This window comes from Bacillus jepli (genome assembly GCF_047238305.1).
Taxonomy (GTDB): Bacteria; Bacillota; Bacilli; order Bacillales; family Bacillaceae_L; genus Ferdinandcohnia.
In genome coordinates this window covers 2596061-2610213 of the sequence record NZ_JBDFMO010000001.1, presented here as the reverse complement: position 1 = coordinate 2610213, position 14153 = coordinate 2596061, and the positions used below count along the sequence as shown (strand labels likewise).

General features: G+C 38.3%; 13 protein-coding genes, 1 other RNA gene and 1 other annotated feature. Of the genes, 3 read left to right on the top strand and 11 right to left on the bottom strand.

Annotated features, from left to right (window positions below; genetic code table 11):
• Window positions 1-6: 6 nt before the first annotated feature.
• The 3 genes from ABC371_RS13295 to ABC371_RS13285 are packed head-to-tail and all read right to left on the bottom strand — an operon-like array spanning window position 7 to window position 2298.
• Window positions 7-1149 (bottom strand): cysteine desulfurase family protein, encoded by a 1143-nt coding sequence (locus tag ABC371_RS13295; RefSeq protein ID WP_412897227.1) that lies wholly within the window; start codon window positions 1147-1149, stop codon window positions 7-9.
• A gap of 50 nt (window positions 1150-1199) precedes the next feature.
• Complete coding sequence (gene cymR / locus ABC371_RS13290) at window positions 1200-1613, bottom strand: cysteine metabolism transcriptional regulator CymR (protein WP_412897226.1); 414 nt, start codon at window positions 1611-1613, stop codon at window positions 1200-1202.
• 13 nt (window positions 1614-1626) lie between these two features.
• Window positions 1627-2298, bottom strand: coding sequence for a YczE/YyaS/YitT family protein (locus ABC371_RS13285; protein ID WP_412897225.1), 672 nt, complete (start codon window positions 2296-2298; stop codon window positions 1627-1629).
• 156 nt (window positions 2299-2454) lie between these two features.
• Between ABC371_RS13285 and ABC371_RS13280 the strand changes: the two genes are divergently transcribed.
• Window positions 2455-3756 (top strand): replication-associated recombination protein A, encoded by a 1302-nt coding sequence (locus ABC371_RS13280; RefSeq protein ID WP_412897224.1) that lies wholly within the window; start codon window positions 2455-2457, stop codon window positions 3754-3756.
• A gap of 27 nt (window positions 3757-3783) precedes the next feature.
• Here the strand turns inward: ABC371_RS13280 and ABC371_RS13275 are convergent, their stop codons facing one another.
• Window positions 3784-4740, bottom strand: a complete 957-nt coding sequence (locus ABC371_RS13275; RefSeq protein ID WP_412897223.1) for an ABC transporter permease — start codon at window positions 4738-4740, stop codon at window positions 3784-3786.
• Window positions 4727-5647, bottom strand: coding sequence for an ABC transporter ATP-binding protein (locus ABC371_RS13270; protein ID WP_412897222.1), 921 nt, complete (start codon window positions 5645-5647; stop codon window positions 4727-4729). The genes ABC371_RS13275 and ABC371_RS13270 overlap by 14 nt, the downstream gene beginning before the upstream one ends.
• A 285-nt stretch (window positions 5648-5932) precedes the next feature.
• Here ABC371_RS13270 and ABC371_RS13265 point away from each other — a divergent pair, with 285 nt between their 5' ends.
• A complete protein-coding gene (locus ABC371_RS13265; protein WP_412897221.1) occupies window positions 5933-6604 on the top strand; it encodes an RsfA family transcriptional regulator in 672 nt (223 codons plus the stop codon).
• Window positions 6605-6631: 27 nt separating this feature from the next.
• Here ABC371_RS13265 and ABC371_RS13260 read toward each other — a convergent pair whose 3' ends face one another.
• From ABC371_RS13260 to ABC371_RS13240, 5 genes are all read right to left on the bottom strand, one after another.
• Window positions 6632-7396 carry a tRNA threonylcarbamoyladenosine dehydratase gene (locus ABC371_RS13260; RefSeq protein WP_412897220.1) on the bottom strand — a complete coding sequence of 255 codons (765 nt, stop codon included), beginning with the start codon at window positions 7394-7396 and terminating at the stop codon, window positions 6632-6634.
• 198 nt (window positions 7397-7594) lie between these two features.
• Window positions 7595-7786, bottom strand: a non-coding RNA gene (gene ssrS / locus ABC371_RS13255) — 6S RNA.
• Between the two features lie 283 nt (window positions 7787-8069).
• A complete protein-coding gene (gene aspS, locus ABC371_RS13250; RefSeq protein ID WP_412897219.1) occupies window positions 8070-9839 on the bottom strand; it encodes an aspartate--tRNA ligase in 1770 nt (589 codons plus the stop codon).
• Window positions 9840-9850: 11 nt separating this feature from the next.
• Window positions 9851-11119, bottom strand: a complete 1269-nt coding sequence (hisS, locus tag ABC371_RS13245; protein WP_412897218.1) for a histidine--tRNA ligase — start codon at window positions 11117-11119, stop codon at window positions 9851-9853.
• 55 nt (window positions 11120-11174) lie between these two features.
• Window positions 11175-11438: a binding site (T-box leader), on the bottom strand.
• Window positions 11439-11529: 91 nt separating this feature from the next.
• Window positions 11530-11706: a hypothetical protein gene (locus ABC371_RS13240; RefSeq protein ID WP_165439132.1), complete on the bottom strand. Its 177-nt coding sequence runs from the start codon at window positions 11704-11706 to the stop codon at window positions 11530-11532.
• Between the two features lie 132 nt (window positions 11707-11838).
• Here ABC371_RS13240 and ABC371_RS13235 point away from each other — a divergent pair, with 132 nt between their 5' ends.
• On the top strand, window positions 11839-13620 hold the full coding sequence (locus ABC371_RS13235; RefSeq protein WP_412897217.1) for an N-acetylmuramoyl-L-alanine amidase family protein: 1782 nt from the start codon (window positions 11839-11841) through the stop codon (window positions 13618-13620).
• 79 nt (window positions 13621-13699) lie between these two features.
• On the opposite strand, the gene dtd is transcribed toward ABC371_RS13235, so the two are convergent.
• Complete coding sequence (gene dtd / locus ABC371_RS13230) at window positions 13700-14140, bottom strand: D-aminoacyl-tRNA deacylase (RefSeq protein ID WP_412897216.1); 441 nt, start codon at window positions 14138-14140, stop codon at window positions 13700-13702.
• Window positions 14141-14153: the final 13 nt, after the last annotated feature.

Sequence of the window (14153 nt, the reverse complement as noted above, 5' to 3'; positions counted from 1 at the left end):
CACCTCCTATTTTGTTAATCGTTTAACAATTTTTGCTGTTTCTAATGCAGCCGTTTTAATATCTTCAATGGTATTTCCAAGACCGAAGCTAAAACGGATCGACGACGCGATACGGTCAGAATCCTTTCCAAACATGGCTACAAGCACATGTGAAGGGTCAATCGAACCAGCCGTACATGCTGATCCGCTTGATGCAGCAATTCCAGCTAAATCAAGGTTGACCAACATGGACTCCACATTTGTTCCTGGAAAATAGATATTTAATACATGCGGTAATGACTTTGATAAATCGCCATTCACCGCAAAACTAACATCATGTTCCTTTAAGACAGACACAAAAGACTGTTTAAACTCCTGATATAACGAATTCTTTTCGCTTATTGTTCGTTTGGCTAACTGAGCAGCAGCTTGTAGGCCGACAATGCCTGCAACATTTTCCGTTCCAGCACGGCGTTTCTTTTCTTGTTCGCCCCCAAATAGAAGTGGTGCGACCTTATTACCTTCTCTCATAAATAAAAATCCGGTTCCTTTTGGACCGTTGATTTTATGAGCTGAAACAGAGAGAAGGTCAATTTTGTACTCATTTACATCTATATCAACCAGTCCATATGCTTGGACGGCATCTGTATGAAATACTGCCTGATGATCTTGAAGGAGTTCTCCAATTTCCTTAATGGGTTGAAGTGCACCGACTTCATTGTTACCAAACATAATCGTTACAAGAATGGTTTCTGGCGTGAGGGCCGCTTCAACATCACTAACAGAAATAAGTCCATCCTCATTAACCGGCAAATACGTTACAGTGTAGCCTTGTTTTTCGAGATGTTCACAAGTATGCAGTACCGCATGATGTTCAATAGCAGACGTAATAATATGTTTGCCTTTTCCTTGCATTGCAAAGGCAGTTCCCATTATCGCTAAATTATCTGCCTCGGTACCACCGCTTGTAAAAACAATCTCATTTGGCTTTGCATGGATGCTATCGGCAATTGATTGTCTTGCTTCATCAACGGCATGTCGACTTTTTCGACCGAAATAATGAATGCTTGATGGATTGCCAAAAATCTCTGTCATGTATGGGAGCATACTCTCCACAACATCAGGGTGCATGGGCGATGTAGCTGCATGATCTAAATAAATATGTTGCATCAATGCGCCCTCCTTTTTTAAAAAGTAACTATGATTATGCCATGTTTTTTTTAAATATAAAACATATATGCATCGTTTCCGTCGCTATAGCTTGCGAGGTCTTCAAGTGTTGTACTGTCTAATACTTCATTAACAGCGTCTCTTATTCTTATCCATAATTCCCTTTTAGCTGGCTCTTCATCCTCTAAAACCTCTACAGGGCTAATGGGTCCTTCAAGAACGAGGATAACGTCACCCGCTGTAATTTTTGTAGGTTCGTCCCCAAGGATATAGCCTCCATAAGCTCCGCGAATGCTTTTTACTAATCCTGCATTGCGTAAAGGTGAAATTAATTGTTCCAGGTAGTGTTCAGAAAGCTCATGTTTTGCGGCAATTGATTTTAATGAAATTGGTCCTTTTCCATGATTCTTTGCAAGTTCGATCATGATTGTCAAACCATATCTACCTTTAGTTGATATTTTCATTCACGTCACACCCCTAATTACTAAAATGATTCACTTCAATCACTGGTGTTTTATCCAGTTTATGTTTTAATCCATCATGCAATTTCTGACATTGTGGCAAAGCAAAACCTGCTATATACCCAATTCCTATACAATATACCAAAGTTCCTACGAAAACAGGACCACCTAACAACCAACCAATCGTTAACACAATAATTTCCATTCCCGAACGAATATATTGCACCTTCCACTTAGAAATTTCAGTTAGTGCTAACATCAAACTATCTCTTGGGCCAGCACCCACCTTTGCCGAAATGTAAATTCCCATTCCGTATCCATTAATAAGGAGCCCTAACAGCATCATCATCAATTTTCCGATAAAGGTTTCAGGTGTTACGAGGAACGGGACCATCATGAACATATCTATAAAAATACCCACTGAAATCATATTTAAAAAAGCACCGATTTGTGGCAGTCGCTTTAATAATAATGAGGAAAGAAACAAAATAAAAAAGCCGACAATGATCGACCAGGTACCAATGGTAAGACCAATTTGTTTATAAAGCCCAATATGTAAAACGTCCCAAGGCGATGCCCCAAGGTCTGCTTTGATTATCAGAACAATCCCCAACGACATAATTAACAAGCCGATAAAAAAAGTTGACCATTTCAACATTTGGTGACTTAAGCTAGACTTTACTCGCATTCTCCCACTCCGTCTCTACTTGCTGTATAATCTCTCTATTTTCTCTAAACTCACGACATTATATCATAAATTGCATTGTATTTGAATTTATCCATCGCAAAACGTATGATAAAGTTGGAGTATCAACTTTGACTGTTGGATAAGGGGATGAATCACTTGCTTTTTGAATCACTAATCGAAGCACCTTTATCATATCGAATGCGACCGAGACATATTGAAGAAATTCTTGGCCAAAAGCATATTATTGGTAAAGATACGGCTTTATATAAAATGATTATGAATGGACATGTTCCTTCCATATTACTCTATGGGGAACCTGGAATTGGAAAAACATCGATCGCAACGGCAATTGCCGGAACTGTCGATATGCCCTTTATCTCAATTAACGCTACAACTGCAGGAAAAAAGGATATCGAGGATGCTGTTTCGACTGCCAAGGCTGAAGGCAAGTTAATCCTGTTTATCGATGAGGTTCATCGTTTTAACAAAGCACAACAGGATTATTTACTTCCACATGTGGAGCGAGGTCTCGTTTCGTTAATTGGGGCGACGACAGAAAATCCATTCCATGATGTAAACCCAGCAATTCGCAGTAGATGTGGACAAATAAAAGAGCTTCGTCCTTTATCAAAAGAGGATATAAAGGAATTAATTCAGCGCGCATTAACAGATTCTGAACGTGGTCTTGGGCATTTGCAAATTTCAATTAGCGAGGAAGCAATCGACCTAATTTCATCATCGACAAAAGGTGATGCAAGGTCTGCGATGAATGTGTTAGAGGATGTCGTGTTGGCTTCAAAAACCAGAGATAGTGACATGGTTGAAGTTGATATAGAGCTTGTTAAGGAATGTGTAGAAAATAAGGGCTTCTCCCATGATAAAGATGGGGATCTTCACTATTCATTATTATCCTGCCTTCAAAAGAGCATCCGTGGTAGTGATGTTAATGCTGCTCTACATTATTTAGCAAGATTGATTGAAGGTGGAGATTTAGTATCGATTTGTAGAAGACTAACCGTTATTGCCTACGAAGATATTTCAATCGCTGCACCTGAAGTCGGGGTTCATACAGTAGCTGCTTGTCAGGCGGTAGAACGACTAGGGCTGCCTGAAGCACGAATTCCACTGGCGAATGTCGTGATTGAACAGTGTTTGTCACCAAAAACAAACAGTGCGTATAAATCTCTTGATAAGGCGATTGAGGATATTCGAAAAGGAAATATTGGGGAGATTCCGGACCACCTTCGTGATGCTCATTATAGCGGGGCGAAAGTGCTTGGACATGGTAAAGGATATCTGTATCCACACGATTATCCGAATGGCTGGGTAAAGCAGCAATACTTACCAGACCTATTGAAAAATCGTAAATACTTCAAACCGAAACAAAATGGACAAGAAAAATATTTTTCAAAAGTATACGATCGGCTTGAGCAATTACAAAAAGAGGGGGAGAAATAGACTTTGCTATTTCTTCCCCTCTTTTGTTTAAGCGGCTACGTCACGTTTCGTAAACACGAACCATGTAAGTGCATTGAAAATGACAAAATAGATAATCAACATGACAATTGAAAATTGCATTGTCATTCCTTCAACTAAAACATACCCCGTAAGATACTGAGATAAATCCGTATTCGCAAACAGGATGTATTTTGCCCAATCAAATTTCGATGCTAGGAGTGCTGTTGCGTTTACCCCTGCAAACATTAAGAAGATGGCTAAACCAATAGCAAGACCACTATTTCTAAAAATAGTTGAAATCATAAATGCAAATGTCGACATCATGATTAAATTTATTGATTTCAATCCGAAAACCCCTAAAATATGAGAAACCATGTGAACCTCGTGTACTGCACCATCTTTATAAACAAGGTGTGGTGTCGAATCTCCACTACCAAAGAATATACTTCCTATGATAAATGAAACTACAAACAGTAAAACGAGCGAAAATAACGCAAACAAGATGGTTGATAAATATTTAGATAATAGGATTTTTGCTCTCGAAACTGGTCTTATTAACAATAACTTTATCGTTCCCCATGTAAATTCAGAAGCAACACTGCTTGCACCGACAACGATTGTAAATAAGGTAATTAAGGAAACAATTTCCGCTGCATATCCCATATAGGTCCAAATTGACCTAGAATTGGTTGGAGCTATATCATGTTCAATGCGGTATTCATTAATGGCTAATTCTTTTTGTATTGTATCCCTTGCTATTTTTGGAATAGATTCATTCTCTATATCTGCTTTAAACGATTCATTTTGTTGCTGTAAGTTTTGTTTCCAATTTTCATCATTTGAATCAGAAGCTGTTGCGTTCGTGACAATTCCCACAATTAGTGCGGCTCCGACTAAGATAACAAGCATAATCCATGTTGAGACGCGACGGTAAATTTTCATGTTTTCATTTTGAATAAGTTTGATGATATTACCCAATTCCACTACCCCCTGTTACCTCTAGGAATCGATCTTCTAATGATTTTGAAAGCTGTGTAATTCCAAACACTAGAATCTCATTTTTTACAAGACTAGCATTTATTTGTGGAATCATTTCGTGATCCGTTAAGATTTCGATTCCTTTTTCTGTTTGATTCACTTCAAGCATTGGAAATTCAGCTGATAGAATCGATAATGCTTTTTCTATATGACCAACTTGAAATTGAACCCGAATGCTAGCTTCCTCATTCATAAATTCAGTAACTTTCTGCACTCCCACTAAACTACCATTTTGAATAATACCAATTCGGTCACACATCATTTCCATTTCGGAAAGCAAGTGACTAGATACAATGACAGCCAAGCCTTCTTCTTGTGCAAGTTTCCGAATATAATCACGAACCTCACGAATACCGGCAGGATCTAATCCATTGGTTGGTTCATCTAAAATCAAAATCGAAGGGCTATGCAAGAGCGCTTGTGCAACTCCTAGGCGCTGCCGCATCCCTAGTGAGTAGGTTTTGACTTTATCATTGATTCTTTTTCCAAGCCCAACCAACTCAGCTACTTCATGTATTCTTTCTTTAGTTACACCTTTTACCATCCTTGCGTAGTGAAGTAAATTTTGGTAGCCTGTTAAGAATTTATACATTTCCGGGTTTTCAACAATGCCTCCGATATGCTGAACAGCTTGTTCAAAATTCTTTGCAATATTTGTCCCTTTTATGATAACTTCGCCATCTGTGATAGACATAAGTCCAACAAGCATCCGAATGGTAGTCGTTTTTCCAGCACCATTTGGTCCTAAAAAGCCGAAAACTTCTCCTGGATATACATCAAAGGTTATTCCTTTAATAATATCTTTTTTACCTATTGTCTTTTTGACATTTTTTAATTGTAAAACTGGTTGCACATTTTCTCCTCCTTACAGTTTGTGAGATTATATTCTGCAGAATCTCGTTCACTTACTCTTAATTACGCAATAATACTACTTACGTATTATAAATGAAAAAGTTCCCATTTTTTTAGGTTAAAAGAAAACTTCACATACTCTTTACATTGTCAAATGACAGTCATGATACGCCTTTAGCTGTATTTTCTTTTTCACAAAACTATTAATGTATAAAACAAATTTAACGTGGTCATGCTAGATATAAAGAAAAAATCTATCATTTAATATTAATAGGGAGTTGGTTATATGAAAGTGAGACAAGATGCATGGTCCCATGAGGATGATCTCTTATTAGCAGAAACAGTTTTGCGCTACATTCGAGAAGGTGGAACACAATTAGCTGCATTCGATGAAGTGGGTGATAAATTAAATCGTACATCAGCAGCATGCGGGTTCCGATGGAATGCCGAAGTTCGCAATAATTATGAGCAAGCAATTGCAATTGCGAAAAAACAAAGAAAAGAAAGAAAACGAGCACTTGAAAGAATGAACAAAGAAAATGAACAAGCAAATGAAATCCCAGTACTACAGGTAACATACAAAGAAGAAACACCTGTACCACAGTACGTAGAAGAGGTTTCAGCCGAGTTAATCCCATCATCAAACTCCATTACACTTGAAGATTGTATTTCTTTCTTGTCATCCTTACGACGTCATGATCTTCTTTCAAATCAATTGGAGATGGAGAATAATCGACTACGACGAGAAAATGAATCTTTAAAGCAACAAACAAAAGAACTTGAGAAGAAACTTGAAAAATTAACTGACCAACAGGCTATTATTCAAGAAGACTACCAAGCACTTGTACAAATTATGGATCGTGCAAGACGCCTGGTAATGTTCGAAGATTCAGATGATCGAAATTCCCCTGCTTTTCGTATGGATAAAAACGGAAACCTTGAACAATTGGCAAAATAAAACACGTGGCCGCATTGGCCACGTGTTTTATTCGTCCTTTACTCTTTTGATCTTGATGTCTTTGAGCAATTCACGTACAACATAACTTGCCATAATCAGTCCACAAGCAGATGGAACAAATGCATTTGAAGATGGCGGCATTTTTGCCTTTCGAATTTTAGCATTTTCATCTGTGATTTCCTGACGGATTTCTTCACGAATCACAATTGGACTTTCATCAGAGAACACGACAGGGATTCCTTTGCGAATTCCCTCTTTTCTTAATTTCGTACGAATCACCTTTGCGATTGGGTCCGTATGTGTTTTTGAGATATCCGCAATCATAAAACGCGTTGGATCCATCTTATTTGCTGCACCCATACTTGAAATGATTGGAATATCTCGTTTAAGACATTCCTTCATGAGGTGAATTTTATAGATAATTGTGTCAGATGCATCGATGACAAAGTCTAGGTCATAGCTAAAAAATTCCTCAAAAGTTTCTTCTGTGTAAAACATTTTAAGTGCAATTACTTCACAATCAGGGTTTATGTCAGCAATTCGTTCTTTCATAATGTCTACTTTTGACTGACCAACCGTAGAAAGTAAAGCAGGCAACTGTCGATTGATATTTGTGATATCAACATTGTCCTTATCAACAAGAATTAAGCGTCCGACTCCTGATCGGGCTAGCGCCTCGACTGAGAATGAACCAACGCCACCGACTCCAAGGATAGCTACTGTACTATTTTTTAGGATTTCAACGCCATTTTTTCCTATTGCTAATTCATTTCGTGAAAATTGGTGTAACATATCTTCAACTCCATCGGGTATCAAAAAATAAAAGTTTCCTGTATTTTAACCAGAATAAGAATATAACATACTCGGACTAAATTCAAGAATTTCTATATGAATTATGTATTTTATCCGTGAAATTTGTTGAATAACGCTAAAAAAACCCTGTTTACAAAAAAGTAAACAGAGTTTCGTTCATTTTTGTGGTAAGACTGTAGAAGTCCCAATCGTGCCGTCGATGCCTTAGTTTTGAACCCGCTCACCGCAGGTGGGCACCCTGTTTCGACTTTTGTAAGTCCTCTTTTAGCGAAAGATGAGGCATTTACGCACGTACGAAAACTCCGGGATCCCGTATAAACTATTGTTCGGTCAAAACAATAGGTTATACGACAAACACATCAGGACTTCTAACTTAGAGGTTGTTCAAAAAGTCCGGTGAATATGACGCATCGAATTTCTTCGTTGGCTTGCTTCTCCATTCCTCACGTATTAACTGCATACGCTCCGGTACTCAAAGCTGCACCGCCTTGAAATTTCGACGCACAGGACGTGCTAGTGTCGACAATGCCACAGGAGGTGGCGCTTTTGTCGACTCGGTCCTCTTCTTCCTCCTTTTTGAACTTTTATTTTATGTCACAATATTAACACACGAGAATGGTGTTTACAAGTTGACCAAAAAGGGTTTTGTTCGCTATTTTCGAACATTTAACGACAAATACAAGTCGTTCAATTGTGCTTTACTAACTTCACTTGGCGCATCTGTTAAGAGATCACTTGCACTTGCTGTTTTAGGGAAAGCAATCGTGTCACGAAGATTTGTTCTGCCTGCTAAGAGCATAACAAGTCTATCTAGACCTAATGCAATACCACCATGTGGTGGAGTTCCATATTCAAAAGCTTCTAATAAGAATCCAAATTGCTCTTTTGCTTCCTCTTCTGTAAATCCTAAAACTTTGAACATCTTCTCTTGGATGTCACGTTCAAAAATACGAAGTGAACCTCCGCCTAACTCATAGCCATTCAATACAAGGTCATATGCCTGTGCCTTTACCTCCCACGGTTTGCTCTCTAGTTGCTCGATATCTTCTCTAGCTGGCATTGTAAATGGGTGGTGTGCTGCATAATATCGACCGTCTTCCTCATCAAACTCAAATAGTGGCCAATCCGTTACCCAAAGGAAATTAAACTTAGACTCATCAATTAACTCAAGTTCTTTTCCAAGTTTTAATCTGAGTGCACCTAATGCATCTGCTACAACATTTGGTTTATCCGCTACAAATAAGAGGAGGTCTCCCGCTGAAGCTTCTAAAACAGCTCTTAATGCCTTTTGCTCTTCAACATCAAAGAACTTGGCAATCGGACCTTTTAATTCATGCTCTTCAACCTTTAACCACGCAAGACCTTTAGCGCCATATCGATTCACATATTCTGTAAGACCGTCGATGTCTTTACGCGTATATTTATCAGCTGCACCCTTTGCATTGATTGCTTTTACTTGTCCACCGGTAGCTACTGCATTGCTGAATACTTTAAATCCACTGTCCTTGACCACTTCGGAAAGGTTGATTAATTCCATTTCAAAACGAGTATCAGGTTTGTCAGAACCATAACGATTCATTGCATCTTCATATGTTAATCGTGGTAATGGAAGTTCAATGTCCAATCCCTTTACATCCTTCATAAGCTTTTTCATCATTTGTTCTGCCATGTACATGATGTCTTCTTGACTCATGAAAGACGTTTCGATATCTATTTGTGTAAATTCCGGTTGTCTGTCAGCACGTAGGTCCTCATCTCTGAAACAGCGAGCAATTTGATAATAACGATCGAATCCACCCACCATCAGAAGCTGTTTAAAAATTTGTGGTGATTGTGGTAATGCGTAAAACTCACCTGGGTGAACACGACTTGGTACAAGATAGTCACGAGCACCCTCAGGTGTGCTTTTTGTTAAAATAGGTGTTTCAATATCAAGGAACCCTTCACCATCAAGATATTCACGAATTGATTTTGTAACATTATGGCGCATCTTAAAGGTTTCAAACATAGCTGGTCTACGAAGATCTAAATAACGATATTTCAAACGTAAATCTTCAGAAACCTCTGTGCGGTCTTCAATCATAAATGGTGGGGTTTTTGCTTCGTTTATGATTTTGACATCAGTCGCTTTGATTTCAATTTTTCCAGTTGTAATATTATTGTTTATTGTTGCTTCGTCGCGTGCCACTACAATTCCTTCAACATCCAATACATATTCACTTCTTACAGTCTCAGCAATTTCTAAAGATTCTTTTGATTCTTCAGGATTAAATACAATTTGGACGATTCCAGTTCTGTCTCGGAGGTCAATAAAAATGAGCCCACCTAGGTCTCTTCTTCGTTGAACCCAACCTTTTAATGATACTTTTTCGCCAATTGCTTGCTCGGTGATTTCACCGCAATAATAGGTTCTTCCAAACATGTTTTCCACTCCTAGTGACTTTTTTCAAGTATATACGATATAAATTGTTCAATTTGGACTTCTTCTTGATTTCCAGTTTCCATGTTTTTCACGTTGATTACGTTTCTTTCTAATTCTTCATCGCCTAAAATGGCAACAAATTTAGCCTGTAATCTGTCAGCTGCTTTAAATTGACCTTTCACTTTTTTATTTAAATAGTCTTTCTCAGCAACTAAGCCAGCTTTTCTAAGTTCATTTACTAATAAAACAGATTTTGAAGACGCAGCATCGCCAATTGCAGCTACATAGCAGTCCACTCGCTCTTCAACTGGCAGTTCGATACCCTCAGCTTGTAAAGCTGCTAACAGTCTTTCAATACTTAAAGCAAATCCAATTCCTGGTGTTTCAGGCCCGCCAAGACCTTCTACTAATCCATTGTAGCGCCCTCCGCCACATAGAGTCGTAATTGCTCCAAAGCCTTCTGCATCACTCATAATTTCAAATGCTGTATGGTTATAGTAATCCAATCCCCTTACTAGTCCTGAATCCTCTTCGAAGTCAATCTGTAAATCTGTTAAGTAAGATTTTACTTTTTCGAAATACACACTTGAATCCTCGTTTAAGTATTCGAGAATAGATGGTGCAGACTTCATTAATTCGTGGTCATGGTCCTTTTTACAATCAAGGATTCGCATTGGATTTTTCTCAAGTCTAGATTTACAGTCTGAACAAAACTCATCGATTCTAGGAGAAAAGTGTGCGATTAGGGCATCCCGATGAGCCTTTCTACTAGATACATCTCCTAGGCTGTTTATTACCAGCTTTAGTTTTTTCAATCCAAGTGATTTGTAGATTTCCATTGCGAGTGCGATGACTTCCGCATCAATAGCTGGGTCATTACTACCTAATGCCTCGACACCAAATTGAACGAATTGACGGAAACGCCCAGCTTGTGGTCGTTCATAACGGAACATTGGTCCACAATAATATAGCTTTGTTGGCTGTGTTGGATTCCCATACATTTTATTTTCCACATATGAGCGAACAACAGCGGCTGTTCCCTCAGGTCGAAGTGTTAGGCTTCGTTCTCCGCGATCTTCAAAGGTATACATTTCTTTTGTAACGATATCTGTCGTTTCACCAACACTTCGTAAAAATAGTTCTGTATGTTCAAAGATCGGTGTCCGGATTTCTTTATAATTAAATCTTTTGCAAATATCACGCGCTTTTTCCTCGATATATTGCCAATTCTCCACATTACCTGGAAGAATATCTTGCGTTCCTCTAGGAATATTAACCATTTATTACTCCTCCTTACTCTTAGAAACAAAAAAAGCTCCCATCCCTACAATTTCTTGTAGGGACGAGAGCTTGGATTCCCGTGGTGCCACCCTAGTTAAGACTATGTATTCTCTACTTATTTAGAGACAATTCCTTTAGTCTTCACTCAATCAGTTAACGCCTGAAACGTTCAACTCCTACTAGAGACATTTGCTTTTTCAGAGAGAAACCTACGAGGTGTTCATTCAATAAGTCATCATGTAGGAATGCTCTCAGCCAATGACATTCCCTCTCTATTCATGTGTAATCTTATCTACTTTTCCCCATCACTGGTTCAATATATTAATTTTTGTAGAATTTTATATAATCATACGTATGAACTCAGTTCATGTCAAGTTCTCGCGTCAATTTTTTAAAATAAAAGTTTATATCAAGAACGATGTAATTGTTTTTTTAAGTTTCGAACATCTCTAACAGAAACCCCAAATTCACTCGCCAATTCAACATACGTTGAAGACTGCTCTTTTTGAATAAAATCGTGAAAATCCACTCCAAACACGTTGCCACCGGTATTTTGAACATTATTGCTTTTTTCGCTAAATCTCATCCTTTTCGCCCCTTTTTCTTGATAAACTATAGCTTTCCCTTTTTTTAGATTTTCTTTCTAAAAAAAACAGGATTTTTTTAATTTGTGACGAATTGTTATAAAGCTATGTTTTTTACTCAAGGAGGCTTTTACGTGTTACACAAGATTTTAAAATTGGGACTAGCGTTCCTACTCGCGATTATTTTTTCAGTTACAACAACCCCTGCTAAACACACAATGGCTGAAACAATCGCAGTCATCAATACTCCTGTTTTAAATGTAAGAGAAGGTCCTGGACTTTCCTACGGAAGAGCAGCACAGGTGAAACAAGGAGAAAAGTATACAATCATTGATAGAAACAATGAATGGGTTAAACTACAGCTTTCTTCAGGAAAATCAGGCTGGGTTGCATCATGGCTCATAAAAGAAAACCAAACTAACTCATCACCAACCACTTCATCATCAACCGTTGTATCAACCGTAGATGGACTTAGATTTCGAAGTGGTCCGGGAACAAGCTTCCAAGTGATCGGCTCGTTAAATAAAGGAAACGAAGCCAAGTTTCTTGAGGCAAATGAGAATTGGTCTAAAATTTCATTTAATGGACATAATGGTTGGGTTTCCTCACAATTTATCACAGCAAAGCAGTCATCTGGTTCAACTAACTCAAATTCTAGTTCAAATTCAAGTACCACAAAAAAAACCGGAACAATTACTGCTTCTATCTTAAATGTGCGGGATCAACCTAATTTGCAAGGTAGAATCATTGGAAAGCTAAAGCAGAATGCTACTGTTACGATTACAAATGAGAGAGAAAACTGGTTAGAAATTGTGTTTGGAGGAAGCTCTGCTTGGATACATAGGGATTTCGTGGCAGGTATTTCTTCGACAGAAGACAAACCCTCTCAACCTTCTACACCACAAGCTCCAACAAACCAGGGGAAAATTGGAGTTGTTACAGCATCGAGCTTAAATGTTCGAGACAAGGGTTCCCTTTCTGGCAAAATTATCGGGAGCCTAAAGCAAGGAAATAAGGTAACAATTGAAGAGGAAGTAAATAATTGGAGCCACATCACATTATCAAACGGAACGAAAGGCTGGGTTGCTAGCTGGTATTTAGACATGCAGTTGGATACACCGACTGCTGAAGAACCAAGCTCCGGAAAAACCGCTGTAAAGATTCTTTATAATGGCACAAATATTCGTTCAGGTTCATCTACCACACATTCAGTAGTTGCTCGGGCGAACGAGGGTGATTCTTTTGCAATGGTTGCTAAGGAAGGGGACTGGTATAAAATAAACCTCCCTGGAAATAAAATTGGCTATGTTGCTGGTTGGCTTGTTTCAGTTAATGGAACAGAAAACATTGTAGAACGACCAGGAGTGAATCAATATTTAAAAGGAAAAACGATCGTTATCGATCCTGGTCATGGTGGTAACGACAGTGGCGCAATTGGAGTAAGTGGAACTTATGAAAAAACTCTCAATATCCGTACAGCAAGAATGGTTGTTGATAAACTAAATGCCTCTGGTGCTAATGTAGTTATGACACGTAATAGTGATAATTATGTTAGCCTACGTTCAAGGGTCAGCATCTCACATTATCGAAATGCAGATGCCTTTGTGAGCATCCATTATGATAGTATTTATGACCGTAATGTACGGGGAGTAACATCCTATTATTATAAAAATATTGATGTTGAACTTGCTTCAGCACTCCAATCAGAGCTAGTTAAGAATACTGGCTTCAAAAATAGACAGCATCGTCAAGGCAATTTTCAAGTTTTACGGGAAAACCGAAACCCATCTGTGTTGTTAGAATTAGGGTTTATTAGTAATCCAACAGAAGAATATACGGTAAATACAAATACTTTCCAAGAAAATGTTTCAAATGGAATTTATTATGGACTTGCTCAATACTTTAAAGGAAAGTAGACTACCACAGAAAAATGCCTCAAAAGCAAATAGCTTTTGAGGCATTTTTTTATCTAGCACAAGCGACTTGCGCTAATTTTTATTTACTCTCGATAATTAATGTGACGGGTCCCACATTTGTAAATTGGACATCCATCATCGCTCCGAATGAACCTGTCTCGACATTTATCCCTTTTTCACGAAGTTCCGCATTAAAAAGATTGTACATTTTTTCTGCGTATTCAGGTTTGGCTGCATCCATAAAGTTAGGGCGTCTTCCCTTTCGGCAATCCCCGTATAATGTAAATTGTGATACGGAAAGAATATCTCCTTTAACATCTAATAGTGATAAATTCATTTTTCCTTTATCATCCTCAAAGATGCGGAGATTGGCGACCTTATCTGCGATATATTTAATATCCTCGATTGTATCCGTATGTGTGATTCCTACCAAAAGCATTAACCCGTTTTTGATGGATCCCACTTCTTCATTTTGAACGATTACACGCGCATCCCTTGCACGCTGTACGATGACTTTCATGACAAATCCCTTT